The organism is Termitidicoccus mucosus (genome assembly GCF_038725785.1).
Classification (GTDB): Bacteria; Verrucomicrobiota; Verrucomicrobiia; order Opitutales; family Opitutaceae; genus Termitidicoccus; species Termitidicoccus mucosus.
Map to the genome: position 1 here is coordinate 3325565 of NZ_CP109796.1, position 23110 is coordinate 3348674.

General features: G+C 62.9%; 14 protein-coding genes. 7 read left to right on the forward strand and 7 right to left on the reverse strand.

All coding sequences use genetic code 11. The features are described 5' to 3' along the window. Window positions 1-6: 6 nt before the first annotated feature. Window positions 7-1671, reverse strand: coding sequence for a hypothetical protein (locus OH491_RS11760; RefSeq protein ID WP_068771237.1), 1665 nt, complete (start codon window positions 1669-1671; stop codon window positions 7-9). Between the two features lie 103 nt (window positions 1672-1774). Further along, complete coding sequence (locus tag OH491_RS11765; RefSeq protein WP_084442347.1) at window positions 1775-3373, reverse strand: sulfatase-like hydrolase/transferase; 1599 nt, start codon at window positions 3371-3373, stop codon at window positions 1775-1777. 234 nt (window positions 3374-3607) lie between these two features. On the opposite strand from OH491_RS11765, the gene OH491_RS11770 reads away from it, so the two are divergent. Then, on the forward strand, window positions 3608-4330 hold the full coding sequence (locus tag OH491_RS11770; protein ID WP_334319442.1) for a GntR family transcriptional regulator: 723 nt from the start codon (window positions 3608-3610) through the stop codon (window positions 4328-4330). A gap of 91 nt (window positions 4331-4421) precedes the next feature. Here OH491_RS11770 and OH491_RS11775 read toward each other — a convergent pair whose 3' ends face one another. From OH491_RS11775 to OH491_RS11795, 5 genes are all read right to left on the reverse strand, one after another. Then, a complete protein-coding gene (locus OH491_RS11775; protein ID WP_068771234.1) occupies window positions 4422-5543 on the reverse strand; it encodes a uroporphyrinogen decarboxylase family protein in 1122 nt (373 codons plus the stop codon). Between the two features lie 62 nt (window positions 5544-5605). Further along, entirely contained in the window at window positions 5606-6199 is a 594-nt protein-coding gene (locus OH491_RS11780; protein ID WP_068771233.1) for a D-lyxose/D-mannose family sugar isomerase, read from the reverse strand. 11 nt (window positions 6200-6210) lie between these two features. Continuing rightward, the gene (locus OH491_RS11785) at window positions 6211-9369 is read right to left on the reverse strand and encodes an alpha-mannosidase (RefSeq protein ID WP_068771232.1); all 3159 of its coding nucleotides are present in this window, start codon (window positions 9367-9369) and stop codon (window positions 6211-6213) included. A gap of 24 nt (window positions 9370-9393) precedes the next feature. After that, window positions 9394-10608, reverse strand: coding sequence for a YncE family protein (locus tag OH491_RS11790; RefSeq protein ID WP_068771231.1), 1215 nt, complete (start codon window positions 10606-10608; stop codon window positions 9394-9396). After that, window positions 10605-12143 (reverse strand): sodium:solute symporter family transporter, encoded by a 1539-nt coding sequence (locus OH491_RS11795; RefSeq protein ID WP_334319441.1) that lies wholly within the window; start codon window positions 12141-12143, stop codon window positions 10605-10607. Before OH491_RS11795 ends, OH491_RS11790 begins: the two co-directional genes overlap by 4 nt. A 1508-nt stretch (window positions 12144-13651) precedes the next feature. Here OH491_RS11795 and bcsA point away from each other — a divergent pair. The 6 genes from bcsA (at window position 13652) to OH491_RS11825 (ending at window position 23043) form a co-directional block, all read left to right on the forward strand. Continuing rightward, window positions 13652-15958: a UDP-forming cellulose synthase catalytic subunit gene (bcsA, locus tag OH491_RS11800; protein WP_342751032.1), complete on the forward strand. Its 2307-nt coding sequence runs from the start codon at window positions 13652-13654 to the stop codon at window positions 15956-15958. A gap of 241 nt (window positions 15959-16199) precedes the next feature. Beyond that, a complete protein-coding gene (locus tag OH491_RS11805; RefSeq protein WP_342751033.1) occupies window positions 16200-16322 on the forward strand; it encodes a hypothetical protein in 123 nt (40 codons plus the stop codon). 118 nt (window positions 16323-16440) lie between these two features. Next, window positions 16441-18231, forward strand: a complete 1791-nt coding sequence (locus tag OH491_RS11810; protein ID WP_342751087.1) for a cellulose biosynthesis cyclic di-GMP-binding regulatory protein BcsB — start codon at window positions 16441-16443, stop codon at window positions 18229-18231. Continuing rightward, window positions 18228-19403, forward strand: coding sequence for a glycosyl hydrolase family 8 (locus OH491_RS11815; protein WP_342751034.1), 1176 nt, complete (start codon window positions 18228-18230; stop codon window positions 19401-19403). The genes OH491_RS11810 and OH491_RS11815 overlap by 4 nt, the downstream gene beginning before the upstream one ends. Beyond that, window positions 19400-21667, forward strand: coding sequence for a cellulose synthase subunit BcsC-related outer membrane protein (locus OH491_RS11820; RefSeq protein WP_068771227.1), 2268 nt, complete (start codon window positions 19400-19402; stop codon window positions 21665-21667). Before OH491_RS11815 ends, OH491_RS11820 begins: the two co-directional genes overlap by 4 nt. Beyond that, on the forward strand, window positions 21664-23043 hold the full coding sequence (locus tag OH491_RS11825; protein ID WP_084442344.1) for a putative bifunctional diguanylate cyclase/phosphodiesterase: 1380 nt from the start codon (window positions 21664-21666) through the stop codon (window positions 23041-23043). The genes OH491_RS11820 and OH491_RS11825 overlap by 4 nt, the downstream gene beginning before the upstream one ends. Window positions 23044-23110 lie beyond the last annotated feature (67 nt).

The window sequence follows — 23110 nt, forward strand, 5'->3', positions numbered from 1 at the left end:
GGGGTATTATCTGGCGCCGGGGGTTGCCGGTTGGAGAATTTCAATCCAGCGGAGACGCAGGGGCGGGGCTTTTTCGCTGTCGATTGTGATGATGTTGTCGCCGTCCTTCAGCAATCCGGCGGGAATGGCAAAGGAAAGGTATTGCTGCGGGTGGCCAAAGCCGGCCTTGAAGGGCGTGGGAAACGGATAGGCGGTGGCGAGGGACTTGGCGGCGGCGAGAGGCTTGCCGTTAAGCGTGACGGCCCACGCGCCGCGGTCGGGCGTGTCGGGTTTGTCCAGCTCGCTGCTCCTGGATTCCCGGTCGGTGAGCATCTGGATGCGCAGGGTGGCCGCGCCGTTGCCGGCGGCGGGGACGATGTTCATTTTATATTCGCGCTTGTAGCCGGGCTTGGGGAAGAGCTCGTGCTCGGCTTTCAGATAGAAATAGCCGTCGGCCCGCGAAATTTTGTCCTTGTCCGTCAACGCGGGCAGATAATCGAAGGGCGGTTCGTCGAACGGGCCCCGCTCCTTGGGCGGCGCGCCGTGATTGCGGTAATAAACAAAGTTGAAAAAACTCACCCCGTCTGCTCCCCGGGCATAGGCCTGGCGGGCAGTGTTTATAAACATTTCCCTGGTGCTGCGTCTCCAGCAGTGGCCGTCATAACCCGAGGCGCCGAATTTCCATGTCTGCGTGGTGTGTGTGAGCTCCAGATATATTTTGGCATCGGGCGCGTCCTTGCGCAGCGCGGCGACACCGGTTTGCTGCGTCATGTTATAGGAAGGGCTTATATTGAAATAATCCACTCCCGCCTTGCGCCACGCGGACGGTTCCAAGCCGACATCCCGCCACTCGGCCTCATTGACGGGCACGCGCACGCCGAGATAACGATGTTTGCCACTGGTTTTCGCAGCCACCTCGTCCAAGCGCGCACGCGCCTTGCGGATAAAATCGCACATCACCTCCACACGGGCGGCCATCGGCGTGTCATCCGGAAAATAATAAGGGTGACGCAGGAAATCCAACTCGATGCCGTCAAGGGTGGGATAGACTTCGATCACCTCGGCGAGCAGACGCTCCTTGTGGGCGCGCGCTTCGGGGACGAGCCAGTTGTGCACACGGTCTTTTATCGCGCGCGAGGGAAGGGGCGCGATGCGATATTGCGGGTGCTCCACATAGAAACGGTTGATGCAGTGGGCGACGCCGCCGGGGACTTTTTCATCCCAGGAACGCTCCTGATGATGGCCGTCGTTGCAGCGGAAGGAGACGAGGGCGGCGACGTTGTTTTTATGGCATTCGTCGATGAAGACGCCGACGATGTCGCCGCCGGCGAGGAGGTAGCGGTGCTCGGCGAGGTCGGGCTCGGTGCCGTAGCGCTCGCGAAACCATTGCTCGTGCTCGGCGAGGGGGACAATCTTGCTGGGCCACCACGGCACCCAGCTTGTGCAAGGTTGGATGAGCTGGGCGTCCATCCCGGGGACGACGGCCTCGCGCACGCTGGCGCGGATTTTCTCGTCGGTCAGTTGGTTGTCTTTTTTGCTTTGGGAGCGGCCTTCGTTAAAGGGGCTGACGCAGTTGAGAATGTTGGTGGTGTCGTTGTCATAAATCATGCGCCAGGGGGGATTCTGGGCGGCATGAAGCAGGGCGCTTGATGACACCATGCCCAGAAGGAGAAAGGGGATGCGTTTTTTCATGTTTATATCGGGTTTGCCGGGTTTGGGATGTATCGGGAGAGGTGTGTCGGTGAAGGAAGCAGGCGGACAGGTTTGCGGGACGCGGGGATTTGGCCCAGTGGCGTCAAAGGGTGCCCTCCTTGGCGCGCAGCGCCATCGGCTTGTAGCCCTCGGAGTAATTGATCTGAGTCGCGAAAAGCCATTCGTGATAGTTTTCCTTCATCTCGCGCGCCAAGGCGGCGTGGGCCGGGGCGGCGATGAGGTTGGTTAATTCATAGGGATCCTGCTTGAGATTAAAGAGGTGCTCCCTGCCCTGCTGATAAAACCACTTGTAGTCACCCTTGCGCGTCATGCAGGAAAGTTTGTTGCGGAAATAGATTTCCGAGAAAACCGTGCGTCCGTCGTCCTCCGTCACCTCGCCGCGCACGATGGGCAGGAGGGAGCGGGTGACGCGCTGCGGCGACACCTTTCCGCCCGCCGCCTCGACCACCGTGGCATATACATCGTTCAAGCTCACGGGGACGCCGGATTCCGGCGCGGCGACCTTGACGCCTTTGGGCGGGCGCACCCACATGGGAACGCCCACCGATTCCTCGTAAAAGGAGCCTTTTGCCATCGCGCCGTGCGCGCCCATCATGTCGCCGTGATCGGAGATGAAGATGATGAGCGTGTTGTCCCAGTTGCCGCGTTTTTTCAGTGCGTCAAACACCTTGCCCACGCAGTGGTCGATATAGGTGATTTTTCCGAGGTAATTGGCCCGCATTTTGCGCCATTGCCGTTCGTCATATTTATAGCCGCCACTGCTGATGGGGAATTTGAGATTGGGCGGCATCGCCAGCGAGTCGGGGTCATACATCGAAGCATAGGGCTCGGGAGCATCGAGGGGGTTGTGGGGACCGAACCAACTCGCGACGAGAAAGAGCGGTTTGTCCAGAGGCTGCTTTTGCAGGAACTCGATTGTGCGGTTGGCAACGAACATTTCGTTGTGCTCCTCGGGCGTGCATGCGGATGCCTTGGGCAGGTAGCTGTCGTTTCTCAGGCGGTGAGCAAGGTCGGAGGCGACGGCCTCCCATTTGCCGATGCTTTTCAGATAGCGGGCATAGTCGGACTTCGGGGCGCCGGGGGTGGAGAACGGACTGGGGATGTTGTCCACGTGGTCGAGTTTCAGCGCGGCGTAAAAGGCGTCCGGGTTGGCAAGCGACTGTTGTTTCCACATGTTACCCGAAAGCCAGTGAGTCTTGCCGATTTGGGCGGTGGTGTAGCCAGCGGTCTTCATGTCGGCAAACAAGCGCGCCTGCGCGACGATCGGCGCCCATTCGATGGTGTTGCCCCAAAGCCCGGTGCTGTGGGGGAACAAACCTGTCAGCAGGTCGGTGCGCGCGGGCATGCTGATAGGACAACTGGAGTAAGCGCAGCCAAAACGCATGCCTTCGCGGGCGACGGCATCCAGGTTTGGCGTGCGCACGGGCGAGCCCCAGCGAGAGGTTTCCCGTGTGCTCCACTGGTCGGTGAAAATGACAAATATGTCTGGCTTTCCGAAAGCCGCCGGTGGTTGTGCATCGGGTTCATCTCCGGCAAATGCAGCAACGTCGCGCCGACCCAGAATCCGCCCCAAGGCCACCAGCCCGGATGCTTTTATGAAGGTCCGCCTGGCGATTGAGGCACGTTTTGATCTTCCAACGGGCTCCAGAGGAGATGGATTGTGTAACCTCATAAAATTCATCGAATAATAAAATAAAATGAAAAGGCCGGGGCTTGGCTTTTTGGGGATGGACGGGGAAATTACGAGAATGGGCAGGGTGCAATGTCAGTGAACTTACCATGTTATAACACGTCAAGTTCTTTTTAATTTTTCTCGAATTTTGTTCGCTATTCACATCATTCCATGACTGGGTAACACGTAATTTCTCCTTGCGTCTGCTGTTATTTCACCATGGGCGATCCTTCCTCTTCATTTGTGCTGAATACCGCTTTTGCCGTTTCGGATGGCAAAACAGGAACAACCGACAGCCATCTGTCTGTAACTGCCGACCGGGTCCGTCAAAAATTGCTGGATCTTATCCTGAGCGGAGAAATCGCCGCCGGCACGCGCCTTGACCAACGCCAACTCGCCAAGCGGCTGGAAACGACCACCGCCCCCTTGCGGGAGGCATTCAGCGCGCTGGAAAACGAAGGGTTGCTGGTGCGCCAGCAGGGACTCGGTGTTTTTTGCCGTGTCTATACCGTTCCCGAAATCGAGGAGATGGTCGAAATCCGCGGCGTGCTTGAGTCGCTGGCGGCACGGCGGGCGACGGCGCACATCACCGCGGTGGAAGCCAATGAACTGAGGGAAATTGCGATGCAGCTCAGCCAGCCGATCAAACCGGACGGCGTGAGCGAGTTTCTCCAATGCCACGTCGGCTTTCACAAGCGTGTCATCCAGATTTCGCGCAGCCCCCGCTTGCAGGCATTGCTCGAATTCCACCACTTCGTTGACGTGGTGCTGGCCAACATCGCGCCCCAGCTTTGGAAAATCGAACCTCACGATCATCTCGGTTTGGTCAACGCGCTGGAAAGCGGAAATCCCGAATGGGCCGAGCAGGCCATGCGCAACCACATCGCGCCGACCTATCAAAAACGCTTTGCCGCCTTGCGCGCCCGCTTCGGCGAGGGTCCGATTTTTTCTCAACGGACGGCGTGATTTCAATTTCCAGTGAGAAGGACAGGGGAAATTCCGGGCAGACTGAAGAGCGATTTCTATATTCATAAATGACACGAGACCGGAGACTGTCTCAATACACGCATTCCCGCCCGGCGGCGGCAAAGGCTTTCAGGTTTTCCACCGGCGCCTCGAAAAAATGGTCGGCGGCCGAACATATATAACCTCCGTCTTTCCCAAAACCCTCAAACAGCCTTTTTGTTTCCGCGCGGATTTTTTGGGGAGTGCCGGTGCCCAGCATGTTGAACTGGTCCATGCCGCCGATCATGGCGCGCTTCCCGGCAAACACCGCCCGGACTTTCTCCGGCCCGGTGATGTTGCCGCCCACGCCCGGAGGCGAAAGCGTCTCAGATGCATCGGCCCCGTTTTTTAATAGCAAATCCAAGATAAACATCATGCCGCCGCAAGTGTGGTAGGTGCTGCGCAGTCCGACGGCCCGCAGTGCGTCGTGCATTTGCCTGTCGTAGGGCAGGCAAAATTCCTCGTGCAGTTTCGGGGAAATCAGCGTGTCGCTCGAAGCGCCGCCGCCGGTCTCGATCAAGTCAAACTTCGCGCCCTTGAGTTGCTCCTCGATGAAGCGAAGTTTTTTGCGCATGAGCGATTGCAGCAGCGCGTGCACCCAATCCGGATTGTCCATTGCCTCGACGATCAATTCCTCGGCCTCCATCAGGTAGCAGGCGTGCTGCCAGCAACCGGCCTGGCCACCCCAGACGTGGCCGCGCAGGATGCCGGCGTCGCCGACCCGGTCGTATTCTTTTGATATGGCGGCATGGTTGAGCTTGGTGACCGGCATGTATTTGTCGATCAACTCGAGGTCCTCCGGCTTTTTTATAAGATACTCGGTGGTCCAGGTGGTCATGCGGTTGCCGCCGCGCTTTTGGGTAAGCGTGCCGCCGGGTGTATGGATGGTGTGGTGATAGAGTCGGTCGTCGGGGTCAGTGCGCACGACCTCGACCTCCTCCCTCCACTCGGGACTTTGCGCGACCTGCCGCCCGATGGCGGGATTCCAGTCGTCGCAGCTCCGCTCCGCATATTGTATGGAGGCATCGAGATCGGTCTGTTTGAACGCCTCAAGGGCATCCGCCCCGCGCATGGCAGTATCGAGGTGATATTTCTGCCACTGGTGCACAGTCACAGGCAGACGGTCGGGTTTTTCCAAAGCCAGCGCCCGAAGCATGCGTTCTTTTGAGGTCATGGTATTATGAAAAGGTTGGATTATTATTGTTGTTCTTCGAGGATCTTGATCGCGAGCTGCCCTCAGCGGACGGACTCGGAGAGCAGGTGAATAGCGGCAGACTCGTCCTCCTCAATACCAGGGAAGCGACCGATCGCGGGATCGAGGAATATGTTGTCATTCACATCATCATTGGCAGTGCTGACCTCTCCGATGATACATTCGGCGCTCACAGGCCCAAAAGCATGCCAGATGCCCGGTGTGAGCGTGACACGGTGGCCGGCGGGAAGAACAAGAAGCCGCCCGGCGGGAATGGACACAGGGACACCATTGATGGCAAGCCTGAGCGGCGCATCTCCCGGCGTGTGCGCATCCGTGCCGGCAGGGGGACGAACCGCATGAAGGGCAAGAGCGAGTTCGCCGACGCGGCAGATGATATCCTCCTTTTTCTTTGCGTGCGTATGGCATGGTGCCATCTGCCCGCGCCATGCGTACATGAGTTTCTCGCAATACTCGGGTTCGGCGGCAAGATTTACCAAAGTGAGTCCGCACTGGTCAAAATTACCCAACCCGAAGTCAGTGATATCCCATTGAGGTGCGGGAGGGAGCGCCCAATGATGGCGCGTAAAGCACGCGAGAGCTTTGCGATAGGCAAGGTTTATAATGGAGCGTTTCATTATATGGAAAATTATATATTATGCGACACGCCATCCCGCTCGCGGCGCAGCCCGAGGCTGATGAATGAGAAGGGGCCGATTTCAACTTCACCGCCGGCGGGAAACGGTTTGTCAGCAGCCCCCGGCAACGCTTTTTCCAATATTGAAAGATGCCAGCCCGCCGGCGCCGCGATATGCGCCGTGCCGCGCCGTCCCATGCTTTCGTGCAGGCGCAGCACCCAGTTGTCTGCATCGACCGGCACGGCCCAGAGCGGCGCCATCGACGGCATGCCTTCGATGGCCGGCATGACGGCGGCATCCCGATTGCCGGATGCCACGCGCAGCGGCTCCGCAAAAACCGTCTCCGCGAGCGCCGCGGGATAAGCTTCGCGCGGCGAGTCCGCTGCGAGCCGCCCGAGCGCAAGGCGGATGGCATGCCGTCCGAGGTCGCTCCACGGGCAGCGCTCGGGACCGCTGCGAAACGCGGGAGGAAACGCCGTCGTGGCCGTGACCTTGGCCGATTTCAATAGGCTCACGCCGATGATGCCGTCGCGCGCCGAAAACCCATATTTCGCCTCCGCCAGCAAAAACGCACCCTCCTGCCGCCCGTCATCGGCGGCCATGACCCAGCGATTCGCGGGCACCTCCCACTGCGCCGATTGCTGCGGGTCACCCGGTTGCTGCAAACGCCACTCGCCGCCAAAGGCCGCGCCAAACAGCGCCGTCTGGCCGCGAAACGGCGTCGGCGCCTCGAAGCGCAGCAGGCTTTCCGGTTCGCGCCAGTCCACCTTCAACTCGACCTCCAGCGCGACACCGCCCGCGCGCAAACGCCACAGCACGTCCACCGTCGATTCGCCGCGCGACCAGCGTTGCGCGAGGCCGGCCCAGCCCGGACCGCTTTCGATCCGGCCCGCGTCGCGAAGCGCCAGCGGCCTGCCGGTGTCGAGCGCCTGCCGGTCGATTTCCCAAGCCTCCAAATCATACGGCACGTCGCGATATGCGATGAGCCGCGGCGCGCCCGCTAGCGCGTCGGCGCCGTTGACCGACAGACGCGCGAGCAGGCCGCGCCGGTCGAAACGCGCCTCGACGATGCCGTTGGACAACCGGTTCTTTTCCGCGACAAGCGCGGGAGCGGACTCGGCCGCGCGTGTAGTTGAATTTTCACTACACGCCAGCGGCGGCAGCGTGACGAGCCGCCCGTTTTTGCCGCCTTGCCAGGCTTGCAGCGGGAGCGGCAGCGGGTTGAAGAGCGTCTCGTTTTGTTTCGCGGACGTTTTTTCGCCACTGGCGCCGGCGCGTTTCGCGAGCGTGTCCCGCGCGTCCTGCAACACCTCTTTTTCAAGCCGCTTGAGCTCGGGGACAATCTCCTCGTAAACCTCGTGAACCGAGCTGCCCGGCAGGCAGTCGTGGAATTGCGCGAACACGAGCCGCGCCCAGAAACGCGCGTCCACCGGACCCGCGCCCGCGGCGCAACGCGCCGCCTCCGCCGTCTGCAACGCGCGCTCGAGCCTCCGGTAAACCTCCTTGACCTCCGCCTGCGTCGTGTAGGTGCCGCGATGCGCCTCCAGAGAAATCTCGCCGCGCCAGACCGGCAGCCGGTCGCGCACTTTTTCCAAGCGCGCATAAAACTCGTCGATGCGCCCCCAGCGCGCCGCGGGCTGGTTGCGCAAGTCCGCCTGCCGCCGCACGCGTTCGATGATGTCCGCGGTCGGCCCGCCGCCGCCGTCGCCCCAGCCACTCGGCAACAGAAATTCATCGTGCACGTCGGCCTGGCTGTTGGCCTCGCTTTCGAGACGCAGGTTTTTCGGCCGCGCCGGATTATTATAGCCGATGGCGCGCGAGACGTGCGCGAGCACCTCGGCGCCGTCGTTTCCGCGCCAGACAAAACTCGAATGCGGAAATTTGTTGATCATGCGCCAAACGAGTTTGTTCGTGAAAAACCAGGACACGTCCGCCAGTTGCATGAGCCGCGGCAGACAGCCGCTGAAGCCAAACGCATCCGGCAGCCAGAGCACGGGCGACGGTGCGCCCTGGAGCGTCTTGAACCGTTCCTGTCCGATCAATAAACTGCGCAAAATCGCCTCGCCGCATGGCATCAGCGTGTCCGATTCCACATACATCGCACCGGTCGCCTCCCAGCGCCCGCCCGCGATCTGGCGGCGCACCTGCGTCATCAGCCCGGGCGCGCGCCGTTCCACCGCCTCGTAACTGGCCGGTTGCGAGTAGCCAAAATGAAATTCCGGATAACGGTCCAGCAACGTGCGCACGGTCGCGAAGGTGCGCACCGCCTTCTGCTCGCCAGTCGCCTCGGGCCACAACCACACGAGGTCGATGTGCGCGTGGCCCGTGAGCACCGCTTTGCAGACATCCCCGCTTTCGCGCAGGCGCCGGTAGATTTTCTTAAGCTCGCGTCGAAGCGCCGCCGCTCCCTGGTCGTGATACACGCTCACCGCGTCATCCAGCTCGCGCATCACCGCGCGCAGCAACGGCGACACGCGGTCGAGCGTCGGGCGCCAGCGATTCGCGAGCCCCGTGCCCACGCCATCGGGCAAAAACGCCGACGACGCGCTGTCCATCTCGGGCCAGTTGCGGAAGCCCGCAACCAGTTGCTCGGCCTCGGCGGGAAGCGCGCGGCGGATCTCCTCCTCCAGCCAGTCGGTCAAAACCTCCAGGTCGAAATACGCCAGCCACGCATCTTCGTTTTTCCGCACCAGCCGCGCGTGATTGAGAATCGAGCCCACCGGGCCGATGCCCTTCGCCGCCGCGTGCCAGATGCCCGACTGGCAGAAGATGCTCTCCAGCCAGACTTCGCCCGCGCCCTTCGGCCACGGCCACTGGCGGTGCGTGGCGTCGAATCCGAACAGCGGGCTGCCGTCGAGCCACGCCGTCGCCTCCGCGTTGTCGTCCCAGTGCAAATGGTCGTCCGGGCGCGGGGTGTATCCATCCGGCAATGACACACGGAACCACGTCGTCGAAAACCCCGGCGCCTTCCACGCCGACGGCACCGCGACCGGGCTGAGCGCGGACTGCCGCGCCTTCTCGAAGGGGAAACCGCCCGCGACGGGGCGCGTCCGCCGCACTTCGAGCGGCACGGGGTCGCGCCACACCGAAAGCGCAAGGCGCGTCAGCGCGCGGCGGAGCCGCGGGAAAAGCAACTGGGGGAAATAAAGCAGCCGGGAGTTTGTGGACATGGCGATGATTGGATCGGGAATATATTAATTGCGGGTCGCGGTCAGCGCCGCGGACTGGCCGGGAATCTCGATGGTCAGGCCGGAGTCGCTCCACGCGCCCTCCTTGAGCTGGAACACGCGCAGGTTGCCCTCACCGAACTGGCCGGCCACGAGCGTGCGGCTGTCGGCGGTGAACGCCGCGCCCTGGAGGACATTCTTCAGATCAAGCGACTGCTCCCTTTTGATGGCGCCATCCTTGTTGACCGAGTATATATATACGCGCGACGGCTGGCCGAACCAGAGATTGTTTTTGATGAGCATATTGGCTCCGTCGAAGCACGTGACCGCCACCCAGCGGCCGTCCGGTGATATAAAAACACCCTCCGGCGTGCGTCCGGTCGGAATGGTTTCCCGTATCCGCCATGCCCCGTCATGCTCTTCCAGCACGCACATGACATCATCAACCGTGCAGCCCACCAGCGCCCGTTTCCCGTCCGGGAGAAAACCGATGTGATAGGCGCCGCGCGGCAGTTGCAGCCGCTGCTTCTCCACCAGCGCGCCGTCCGCTTCCACTCTCAGCACCAGAAGCGTGGCCGTGGTGTGCAAAGTCGCAAAGGCGGTGCGCTCATCAGGCGATAATTCAATGTCCGAAAGCGAGTCCGCACCCGTGGCAAAAGTCCATTTGCCCTTCACCTGCATTCCGTCATCGCGCAAGCCGACCAGCCCCACCGCCCCCTCGGCGCGCAACGCCACCCAGGCCCGCTTCGCATCGCGGGAAAACGCGATGCCCGAGACCTGCGCGCCGACTTCGATCTCCCCCGCCCGCGCCCATCCATTTGCGCCTGGGCGCAGCCGTGTGACCCGCGAATCCGTTCGCAGTTTCCCCGCGTCGTCCGGATCGGGCTGCATCGCCGCCGACACGAGGATCTCCCCTCCGTCCGCGCTCACCGCCACGCAGGACGGCGGGCCGATGACGCTGCACGGCACGCCTTCCACATGCCACGCGCGCACCGGAGAGGCCGAAAAGTCCACCACCGTCACACCGCCGGGCCGGGCACCGGGGCGCACAAACATGTTTCCCGCGTAGCCGCTGGCCTGGTCGTTGGCGGAAACCACCAGCATGCGCGCGGGCGCGGCGGCGCACCAGGGCGCGCACACGAGCAGGATGGTGGCGGCGAAATGCTTTAATCGGCGCGACGCATGCGCGGATGAGGATGCGCGCGTATATGTGTCGATTATGGTCTTGCACTCCTTCCTCATGGTTTTGCGGTTTGTGTTTGCACATCCGCGGTCGCGTCCGCGGCGGGATTTTTCACGGGTGGCATGAATTTGTTGAACACAATCGCGAACGTCGGCAGCCCCAAGTTCGACAAGACTGGAATCCAGAACGGATCGGGCGCCCACGCCATCCACTTCCACGTGTGCGCCGCGAACCAGACCAGCACAATGCCCACCGTGCAAGCCGCCGCGCACAACGAGGCCCGCGCGCTGATGCGATGCCCGAAAAAGCCGATGAGAAACAAGCCGAACAACCCGGCGGAAAACAGCATCTGCCCCGTCGCCTGCAAATCCTGCAAAGTCTGGGTGCGCAACACGTGGATGAGCAGCGCCAGCACGATCATGATCACGCCGAGCGCCCGCGTGGTGGCGCGCCCCAGCTTCAACTCGTCCCGCGCCTCCGCCGGACCGCGGAAAAACCGGTGATGAAAATCCCCCGCCCATGTCACCGCGCACGCATTCAGGATGGGGGCGAGCGTGCTCAGCGCGGCCATCAGGATCGCGCCCAGCACGAGTCCCGTGACCGCGGGCGGCAGTTGCGACGCCATGAAATACGGGACGATTTTCTCCGGGGCCGACACCGTGAACTCCGCGACCACCGGGTCCGGGTTCACCTTGTAATAAGTCCAGAGCGTGGTGCCGAGGAAGTTGAAATACAGCCATACCGGCACCACCGTGACCGCGCCGATTGCCACGGCGATGCGCGCCTGCCGCATGTTCTTCGGCGCGCGGTAGCGCTGGATGAAATCCTGCCGCGTGGAGTAGTCGGAGGCATTATAGAAAAGCGACGCGAGCACCATCACCCACACCGTCTTTTCGACAAAAGTAAACTCAAACGAACCAAGCGACATCTTCCCCGCCGGCACCGCCAAGTCCACGACCGTGCCCAATCCCCCGGGAATCGCATACAAGACCACCGGCACCATGATCACCGCGCCCATCACCAAAACGATGGCCTGAAAAAACTCGGTCCACACCACCGCCTCGAAACCGCCCATCATCGAATAAAGCGTCGCGGCGATTCCCAATATCAACATCAGCCAGATGGCCGGAATGCCAAAAAACACCTCCAGCGACAGGCAGGTCACGTAAAGCACCACGCCGAGCCGGAGGACATTGAACAACAAAAAACCGCCGGCCGCGTAAACCCGGGCCCACGCGCCGAAACGCTGCTCAAGAAAAGCGTAGCCGCTGGGCGTGGACGCCTTGCGAAAAAACGGGATCAACACCACGATGGCAAACACCGCCATGATGAGAAAACTGAAGCTCGGCACCACCCAGCGGTAATCCTCCTTGAAGCTGAAGCCGGGAATCGCGAGGAAAGTCATCGCGCTGATCATCGAGGCGCTGATGGAAATGCCGACCAGCCAGCCGGGCATGTCGCCGCCGCCCAAAAAATAAGACTTCGCGTTCTTTTGGCGCCGGGAGAAATATTGTCCTATGCCAAGGGAGACCACGAGGCATATCGACAGGATGGCGAGGTATATAATCCGCGTGCCCATCGACAGCGGAGCCATGGCGAGAATATTATCAGAAAGCATGAATCCTTGGAGTAGTGTTTATTGTTTTAGTGGGAAAATGACTGGGGGACTTTGTCATGCGTATCCGGCACAGCCGGGTATTGAACCCGGTGCCTGTAACGTGTCGGACTCCGCCCGCATTGCAGGATAGCTTCGGTGCAAACCCGCCAAACAACCAACCATGTGGAGAAACGTGCGTCCTCTCGTTGGCCGAATCAGCCGAGCCGGGTGCCGGACTTCCGGAAGTCTGCCATGCGCAATTTTCATGCAACTAATTGTTGGCGATGTAAATATGACAATCATGCTCAAAAAATACCATGCCAACGACTCGAACTCTCCATAGGTGCCCTCTCGCAGGGCCTGGTGCCGCTCGTCAGGGGGGGTGATGTGCTCCTTTTGGGGTTTGCCAGCCTCTGAGTTCATGCAATTTAATTCTCTCAAATAAAACGGTTTAAGGGGACCATCAAAATGGCATGCGGGATTTCGAATAGGGGTAAAAAATTAAGACGGACAGCAATAACTCTGTTATAACAGGCAATGTCAATCCCTTTTTCTTCCTCATTTCAAGGTCCCCTTGGCTGAACGCCTAGCACTTGGTTTTGGGCTGGCCTGACTCCTGGTGGCATGCATATGCACGGGTTCAGCCTGAATCGGCCTGAATGATCATGCTGTATTTGCGCGGCCTGAATGGATAACCAAGGATGCCCGGGAAAACCTATTCCCGGGCATTCTGTTTTATGGAATATGAGCTTTGGCGGAGCATGAAGGACCCTGCCAGCCATTTGGAACGGGGTTCTCAACTGATGGAAATATGGATTTGTGACCAAGGGCAGGAATCCAAATTCCCCGGCTGCATTTTCATAGATCCATCAGACCAAAAAATAGTTACAGGCATTCAGCTCGGATTATTGCGAAAACCATTAAGCACCCGGGCGGGCATCACGAAGCTTCATTCCGGATTCAGCACATGATAATTATGCATTATTTTATTATATTGTGAATATTCTATCAATACATGGTTACATCTTGCAAAATTCACGGATAATGCGTGCGACTAACATTTCGCGTCTGGAAATAACCACAATGCAAACAAGGGAAATATCTCTCGCTCCATGATCACAGCCACAGGAACACTATTCGCATCGCGTCCCCATGGCATGGTCGTGAACGGGCCCTTCAATGCGCCCAGGCAGGAAATCAAGGTGGAATAGGCGGCTATTCCCCATTATTATAAATAACTTGGAGAAAAACCTTCATGCCAGCAAGCCAGCCATTATTCGCCACAAATGCAATCACATATCGTAATGTTGGCATTAAATACAATGTATTCCATCGCATCAGACACATGACTTGCATATATATGGCAGATATTGCCCGCAGCCAATTATTCCCATAGCAGCTTGCTGCCAATAAGTTGAATTTATAATAATCTAAAGGAAGCCAAAAGGCAGGTGCGCCTGAGTTTTGTTCACAAGTTCTTGGATTAAAACCCTCTTCCTCGCCAAATGAACAATCAGTATTTCCGCAACAGCGTCCTGTTTGCACCGTTTGTCCTTACCCTTTCCATCGGATTGCTCTTTTTCCTTTCCTGGCAGCTCATCGATGACGAGCAGGTGCAGATGGTCCTCGCAGCGGGCATTCTGGCGCTGCTGTTCCTGCTTCGCGGCCTGCGGATGCAGCACTTCCGGGTGCTGTTCATCTTCCTCGTCACCTACCTGTCGTTTTCCTATTTCGTGTGGCGCTGCACGCAAACCCTCAGCTACCACGATCCGGTCAGTTTCGTTTTTGCCATTCTGCTGTTTGTCGCCGAACTGCATGGTTTTGTGCTGCTCGGGCTGTCCAATTTCACCAACATCAAACCCCTCTATCGCAAGAGCGTTCCCTTGCCCGCGAACGAAAGGGAATGGCCGACGGTGGACGTCTTTATTCCCACTTACAACGAGGACATCTCCATCGTCGAGACCACCGCGCTCGCCGCGCTCCAGATCGACTGGCCGAAGGACAAGCTGCGCATTTACGTGCTCGACGACGGCGGCACCGAGGCCCGCCTCCACCACGCCGACCCGGCCATCGCCGCCACCGCCAGCCAGCGCCGCGACGCGCTCGGCGCGCTCTGCCGTCGCCACGGCATCACCTACCTCGCCCGCGAGAAAAACGTCCACGCCAAGGCGGGCAACCTCAACGCAGGCCTCCAGTGCAGCTCGGGCGCGCTCATCCTCATCCTCGACGCCGATCACGTGCCCGCGAGCGACATTCTCAAGCGCACCGCGGGCGTCTTCCTTACCGACCACCGACTCTTTCTCGTCCAGACGCCGCACTTTTTCGGCAACCCCGATCCCGTCGAGAAAAACCTGCGCACCTTTTCCGTGATGCCCGGAGAGAACGAAATGTTCTATCACGGCGTGCAACTCGGCCTCGACAACTGGAACGCCGCCTTCTTCTGCGGCTCCGCCGCCGTCCTCCGCCGGCGGGCGCTCGAGGAATGCGGCGGCTTCTCCGGCCAGTCGATCACCGAGGACGCCGAGACGGCGCTCACCCTGCACGCCGCCGGCTACCACTCCGCCTACATCGACCGCCCGATGGTCTGCGGGCTCGCCTGCGAATCCATTCCCGCTTTCCTCCAGCAGCGCTGCCGCTGGGGCATGGGCATGGTGCAGATTTTCCTGCTCAAGAACCCGCTCTTCCTGCGCGGGCTCACCTTCCCGCAGCGCATCTGCTACCTGAGCAGTTGCTTCTACTGGCTGTTCCCCTTCAGCCGCCTCTTTTTCCTGCTTTCGCCGCTGCTCTTCCTGCTTTTCGGCCTCAAGATCTACGACACCACCGGCACGCAGTTTCTCATCTTCGCGCTGCCCCACCTGATTGGCGGGCAGCTGCTCCACAGCTACCTGTTCGGACGCCTGCGGTGGAGCTTCATCGGCGACATTTACGAGATCATCCAGTCGATTCCGCTGCTGCCCGCGTTGATCGGCACCATGCTGCGGCCGCGCGCCCCCATCTTCAAGGTCACCAGCAAGGGCGAACGCCTCGAGGCCGACCATCTCTCGCCCTTCGCCCGCCCCTATGTCTATCTGCTCCTCATCAACATTGCCGCCCTCGTCGCCGGCTGGTTCCGCGCCTCCGCATCCGGCGCCTTCGCCTCGGCCGCGATCACGATGGGCTGGGCCGCGCTCAACAGCCTGTTCCTCCTCGCCTGTGTCGGCGTGATGCTGGAGCGCCGCCAGCTCCGCGCTTTCCCGCGTCTGCCGGCCTTCGACTCCGTCACCTTCACGCACGGCGGCCATACGTGGATCGGCCGGCTCTTCAATCTTTCCAACACCGGCGCCGGTTTCCATATCCAGGCCGACTCGCAACGCGTCCTCCCGCACTTCGACGGCGAAAGCATTCTCACCGTCCGCGATCGCTCCGGCCAGCTTCTCCACCTGCACGGGCGCGTCTGCAACGGACGCCATACACGCGACGGCTTCGAGATAGGTTTCCATTTCGAACCGCGCGACGACGCGGAGACCCTCGCCCGCATCCGCTTCGTCTATGGCGACAGCGAGCGATGGACGGCCTTCCAACAATCCCGTCACCGCAACAAGGGCATCCTCTCCGCGCTCGTTTTCGTGCTGCGCATCGGCAGCCTTTCCGCGCTCGAATATTTCGGCCACTGGGTTCTCCGCCTTCTCGGCGGCGCCCGCTCCGGCCGTCCTCCTGTGTTCTCCATCCGCTCCGCCAACTCCAGCACCACCCCGCCCCTCCCGCAAACCAGCGCCGATTTGCACAAGACGCCCCAGCGCGTCTATCGCGTCGATCCCGCCGGGCATATCTGAATCATGAAAACAACCGTAGCCACTCTTGTCCTGCTTGCCGCTCTTTCATCCGAGGCCCCGGCGGAAATTCTTCTCCCCCTGCTCGAAGATGTGCCGGTCCGCACCGCCGCGCCTGCCGGCGACCAAGCCGCTTCGGCTCCGATAGTCGCTGGTGATAAAGTAACCACCCATTTATCAACAATTTCGGAATCGGCCGGGGTAAATATTCTCTTGAGGGAATCTCTGCCGCCGGCTGGGAACCTTGGAAACCCGCCGTCACTCCCCCGCCCGTTGTCTCCACACCCCCTGCGCCACCCGCAGTCCCACCTGCGGCTACCCCGCCACCGCCGCCGGCTGCGACTCCGGCCACTCCCCCCGCGCCTGATCCCATCGCCCCGGCGAGTCCTGCCCCGCCCGCCGCCGACGCGAAAGCACAAACTCCTGAGCCCAAACCCGGCAGCGAAACCGCCCCCGCCATCTGGCAAGTCACGCTTGCCGAGCTCCTGCCTTCCGCATCCGCTGCCCTTCCCGATCTCGCGCGCCTCGACCTCACACCGGCCCGACCGGCGCGGAAAGTCGCCTTCACACTCTCCACACGCGACCTGCCGCAAAGCGCCACGCTGACACTCGCCTGGAACCACTCCCGGCTGCTCCCTGCTTCCGGGGCTCTTCTGGAGGTCAGGCTCAACGGCATGCTCGTCGCCCAACCCTCGTTCGCAGCCTCCGGCGATGCCGACCCCGCCGCCGTCACCTCCCGCATCGCGCTTCCGGCCCGGCTGTTCCGGCCCGGCGCCAACACCCTGTCGTTCATCCTGGCCAGCCTTCCCGCGAAACTCCCTCCCGCTCCGGCCGGCTCCGTATCCCTTCCCTCGATACAAATCGAGGCCGGACGGTCCACCCTCGCCGCCACCGGTCCCGCCTCGCCCGCCGCGCCCCGGCTGCTCAATGAACTCGCCGCCTGGCTCGCGCCGCGCCCGGGCGAGACCTTCCCCCTCCATGTTTCCATCCCGCAATCATCGCCGCTCGACGACGCCCTGCTCACCGCCGGCGCCATCGCCGCGCAAGGCATTGTCCTCCGCCTGCCGGAAAACGCCCGCTATCATCTCACCTTCAGCCCCCGCCTCCGCCGCGCGCAGGACAATCTTTTGATCGGCACCTTCGCGCAGGTCCTTCCCTTTCTGCCCGAAGACGCCGCGTTCCTCCCTTGGCAGGGACCCGTCATCGCGCTCAGGCACCTGCCCGGCGATCCTTCGTCCGCGCTCATTGTCGTCACCGGCCCCTCCGAGCAGGACGTCATCACCGCGGCCTCCGCCTTCGCCGCCGCCGGCTTTCCCCTGCCCGCCTCTCCGGTGACGCTGGCCGCGCAACCCGAAAACTACTCCGGCTGCTCATGGCCGGTGGCCGATCTCACCCCCGCCGGCACGCCCCCGGCCGCCGCCGCCACCGGTCTGTTTCCCCGCATCTTTCGCGACCGCGCCGCGCCGCCTTCCAGTCCGGCCGCCATGCCGCCGCTCTTTGTCCGGCTCCTCGACGGCGACCCGCGCACGGTGACCGCGATGTGGGATTTAGTCTGCCAGATCGCCCGGCGCGAACATCATCCCCTCATCCATTTGCAGGCTTCCTTCAATCCGCCCGCCTCCGCCGTATCCGTGCTGCACCTCGAAGTCGGCCTCCTCCCGCAATGGACGCCCGCGCAGCACAAACGTCACCCGTTGCGACTCGCCGCCGATGGCGTGGTCGAATACACCGACCGGCTTCCCCTCCCCTCCGCCAGGACCGCCGGCGCCCGGCAGAAGCCGCCCCTGCTCGACTGGCTCGTCAGGCACGAACCCGACGCGCCCCGCGCACGCTCCGCGCTCACTTGGCGCGTGCCGGCCGCCGACTTCACCGGCGCCGCCCTCATGCTGGCGGATCCCGACCCGGACGCCTCTCCCGCCATCATCCTTGCCGCCATCGATCCCGGCCTCCTCCAGGCCGCCGTCGAGCACCTGCAAACCGCGCCGCTCGACTGGTTCGCCACGCCGGCCCGACGGCTTCTCGTCTGGTCGCCCGACACTCCCCTCGCCCGCCTCGCCGTGACCCCGCCGCCCGATGACGCCGCCGCCGAGGCCGTCATGCCGGCCGACCCATCCCCCCATCCTCCCGAGGCCGGCCCCGCGACCGCCCTCGCCCGGCGACCGGCCGTCATCATCGCGCTGGCCGTCCTCGTCTTCATCGGCGCCCTGGCCCTGGTCACCCACCGCGTGCTTCGCCGCGCCCAGAAAAAAACGCGCATCCCCACCCTTGCCACATGATCTCCCGCGGCCTGCGCTTCCTCCTTTTGCCCGTCATCCTCGCCGTGCCCGTCGCGCTCTGCGCCGCGGCCGGGCCTCATCCCGCCGCGGCATCTTACGAAGACTTCAAGACCCGCTTCATCACGCCGCGCGGCCGCGTCGTCGATACCGGCAACAACTACATCAGCCATTCCGAAGGCCAGGGCTACGGCATGCTTTTCGCCGCCGCCTTCAACGACCGCGCCACCTTCGAGCTGCTCTGGCGGTGGACCCGCGAGCAACTCCAGATTCGCGACACCGACAAGCTCCTCGCCTGGCGCTGGGTGCCCACGCCCTACGGCGGCTTTGTGGACGACATGAACAACGCCACCGACGGCGATCTCCTCGTGGCCTGGGCGCTCCATTGCGCCGACCGCCGCTGGCGGGTGCCCGCCTTCCGCGACGCCTCGCGCGCCATCCTCGACGACGTGGAGCGCCATCTCGTGGCCGAGCAACCCCTCCCGCCCCCCGCCCGGCCCAAGCGCCTTGCGCTCCTGCCCGGCCGCGACGGTTTTGTTTCCCCCGAAGGCATCACCGTCAACCTCTCCTACTACGTCTGGCCCGCGCTCGCCGACTTCGCCGCCGCCGACACCCGCCCCTCCGGCCAGAGCCCGTGGCGGCAACTCCTCGACGACGGCCTCACCCTGCTTTCGCTTGCCCGCTTCGGCCCCCATTCCCTTCCCGCCAACTGGATCCTCCTCGACGACGGCCCCGCGCCGCGTCCCGCGCCGGGGCATCCGGCCGCCTTCGGCTACGATGCCGTGCGCATCCCGCTCTACCTCGCCTGGTATCAGCCCCGCCATCCCGCGCTCTCCCCCGTGCTCGGGCACTGGGCCGGCCCTGAATGGCGCAACCGCCCCGTCAGCGAAATCACCCTCGAGTCCCCGCCGCCTCCGCCATCCTCCCTGCCCGCGGACGCCTCCGCCCCGCCCGCATCCGCAATGGCCGCGCATCCGGCCAGCCCGGGGCTGATCACCCTGGTCAACACCATCGGGCGGCTCCGCCTTGGACACAATTGGACTCCCGTCGCCCTCCCGACACCGTCCTCGGACGACGACTACTACTCGGCCTGCCTCGCCCTTCTTTCCCGGCTCGCCCTCGCCGCCAATACCACGCGCCGCCTGTCCCCGGCCGAGCTTTACGACACGCCATGAGCAGCACCCGGCCAGTCTTTCTCAGTCTTGTTTTTCTGGCGCTTCCCGCCGCATTGCCTCCGTCCGCATATGCCGGCGCCTTCGACGATTCCGCCGCGCCCTTCACCGGCGACGTGCGCCGGGGAACGGCCGGCCTTGCCATCGCGCCCCGGATGCCGGCCACCTCACGCCATGCGGTCGCCCTCTTCGACGATCCCGATCCCCCCATTTCCGTCGCGGCCGTTCCTGCCGCCCCGGCCGCGACGATCGCCCCCGCCGGCCCGACGGCGCCGCCCCCGCCAACGCCAACGCCTCCCGCCCAGCCCGCGCCGCCTCCCTCGGTCTCCGAAATCCTCGAAAACGGCTCCAACGCCGAACTCGCCGCGCTCGGCAACGAGGCGCACGCCCGCCGCGACGCCTCCCTCGCCGAGGCCATCGCCTGGGCCTGGTATCGGCGCTCCGACCATGCCCCGGCCAGCCTCTGGTTCGCGCAAGCCGCCGCCTGGGGGGCCGGCGGCGATGACATCCCCTATGGCCGCGCCGTCGCCGCCCTCGGCGAGGACCGCCCCGATCTCGCCCGCCAGCATCTCGCGCCGCTTGTCCGCCGCGGCGTCGAAAAGGCCCTCGTCCTCAACGCCGATCTCAACGCCCGCCTCGCCTCCGAAGCCTACGAAGGCGGACGCTACCCCGACACCATCGCGCTCCTCAACCAGGTTTACCGGCAGCGTTACCTCAGCCACCGCGAGCAAATCCTTCTCGCCTGGTCGTATCTGCGCACCGGCGACGCCGCCAAAAGCGCCTCCATCTTCGAGGGACTCTACCGGGCCTGCAAAGACCAGGCCAGCGCGGACGGCCTTGTCACCGCCGTGCTCGCCCTCCCGGCTCCGCCCGGCGCGGAGCCTCCGCTCGCCCGCCTTTATCGTCTCGGCGCCACCGTCGGCGGACCGCTCAACGGCAACCCCGCCATCATCGCCGCCGCGCCGCCCGTCGCGGTGGAAGCCGCCGCCGCCCGCGCCGCCAATCAGGGCCGGCACGTCGCCGCGCTGGCCGCCATCAAGGACAGCCGGAAGCGCGGCGAATCCTTGCCCGCGGTCACCGCCACGCTCGCCGACCGGCTCTCCGGCCTTGCCTCCCCTGCCTTCACCTTGTCCGGCGCCTATTCCTCCAAGTCCGGCACCGAGGGCCTCGGCCAGCTCAGCATCAGCGACCTGTCTTTCTTCAATGCCCGCGCGATCATCGCCGGCCGCCACGAAATCTCTTTCCGAGCCAGCCACGTCCGGTTGAAAACCGGCATGCCGGAAGCCAGCGAATACAACCCCATCGGGATTCCCCCGGTCATCCCGCCCCGCGACTACTCCGATCCGGTGATTCCAGAGTATCCGGATTTCAACCAGAAACCGACCGACCACGTTTACGATTACGACACCGCCTTCTCCTGGCGTTATCACGGCGGCAACTGGTCACCGTGGTTTGTCTTCGGCGCCGCCCCCGAGGGCATCCGCAAACGCAATTACAACGTCCAGGCCGGCATCACCTACGTCGGGGATGACAACGCCATGTTCGAGGCGGCGATCTTCGATCTTCCGGTCAAGGACTCCCTGCTTTCCTACACCGGCATCCGCGATCCCTGGACGGGGGCTTCCTGGGGGCAGGTCATGACCACCGGCGCCCGGCTGGTCGCCTCCCGTCCGCTCGAAAACGACTGGGCCATCCGGGCCGAAGGCCACGCCTCCCAGCTCACCGGCGACCACGTGGAGACCAACTACGGCCTCGGTTTCAACCTCGGCCTGCGCAAGAACCTGCCCCCGGACCTGCTCCCGCTCGGCGAGCTTGCCTACCTCACCATCGGGCCCGACGTCAGCTTCCTCCACTACGAGAAAAACCTCGGCAAATTCACCTGGGGACACGGCGGCTATTTCAGCCCCGAATACCTTTTCCAGGCCGACATCGGCGCCAATCTCCTCACCCGGGAAGACACCTTCTGGCTGGCCAAGATCGACGCCCTCCTCGGCTATCAGGCCAACGAGCAGGCCGGCGCCCCGTATTACCCCGGTCTTTCCAGCGCCGAAAACCTGCGCTACCCCGGCACCACCACCTCGGGCCTGATTTTCTCCCTTCGCGCGCGCGCCGCGTTCATGCTTTCGCCGCACTGGATGGTCGGCGGCTTCATCGACGCCAACAAGACGGCGGACTACAACGCCTACGGCATCGGCATGCATCTCACCTATTTCTTCGCCCACCGCCTCGGCCTCTACCGGGAAGACCTTCAACTGCCCATCTGGTGAAAACCACACGCAAAAAAAAGGAAACCCTCCCCCTCCTCACCCTCCTTGCCGGCATGGTGCACAAGGCGCTGCACGACCGGCTCACCGACCTGCCCAACCGGTTCTTCTTCGACGAGGAAATTGTCCAGAACCTCAAGGATGCCCGCAAATCCGGCGCCCGCATCGCCCTTGTCCTGATCGACCTGGACAATTTCAAGGAACTCAACGACGCCTACGGCCACAAGGCCGGCGACCTCCTGCTCCGCCAACTCGTGGACCGGCTCCGCCCCCTCATCCCTCCGCCCGAGTATCTCGTCCGCTGGGGCGGCGACGAGTTCCTCTGGGTCGTCCCCGGCCTGGAATCGGAAGAAAAGCTCGTCGCCCGCTTCTCCGACATCCTGCAAGCCATCCATGTCGTCGGACGGGAAAACCCCCTTGCGATCGAGCTTACCGCCAGCATCGGCCACGCCATCTACCCGGACCACAGCCGCTCGCTCGACCGCCTGCTGCAACTGGCCGACTACGCGATGTATCAGGTGAAAAACTCCGGGAAGAACAACTTCTTCACCGGCCAGCACGACTCGCCCGGCCCCGTCGGCGGCGGCACCCGCCGGATCCTGAAGAACCGCGCCATCCCCTCCGTCCTCTTCGACCGCCTCAACGCCTCGCTCAAGACCGAGAACATCACGTTCGTCTACCAGCCCGTCCGGGACATGGACTCCGGCGCCATCCACTCGCTCGAATGCCTCCTGCGCTGGCACGACGAAAAACTCGGCGAGGTCCTTCCCCTCGAATTCATCCCCTATGCCGAACGCAACGGCCTCATCATTCCCATCGGCTACTCCCTCATGGAAAAGGCGGTCGCCCGGCTGCGCGAATGGAAACAGCGGCAGCCCGGCCTGCGCCTCTCGATCAACCTCTCGCTGCCCCAGCTTCTCGACTACCAGCTCTACCCCACCCTCGCCCGCCTGTGCCGCGAGCACCACATCGCGCATGACGACATCATCTTCGAGATCACCGAGCGCCAGTCCTTCCTCGAGCGCCCGGTCTGCCAGGAAAAGCTGAAATTTCTCCGCCGCCATGACTTTCATCTCGCGCTCGACGATTTCGGCATCGGCTGGTCCAACTTCGAGTCGCTCTACAAGCTGCCCTTCGATTTCATCAAAATCGACAAGACCATCGTCCAGAGCGCCCACACGCCGAAGGGCAACCGCGTCATGAACGCCATCGTGCAACTTTGCCGCGCCCTCGGGATGAGTCCGGTGGCCGAAGGCATCGAGACCGGCTTTTCCGACCAGGTCGTCCACGAACTCGGCGTCTCCCTTCGCCAAGGCTTTTTCCACGGCCCGCCGGCCACCGAAAACGCAACCTCCGCCCTGCTCTTGAAACCACGCTGATACCATCAGCCCATGGAAATTGGGGTTTTGATGGAGGGCCGAGCTCCTGCGAGGCCGTTGCCGAAAA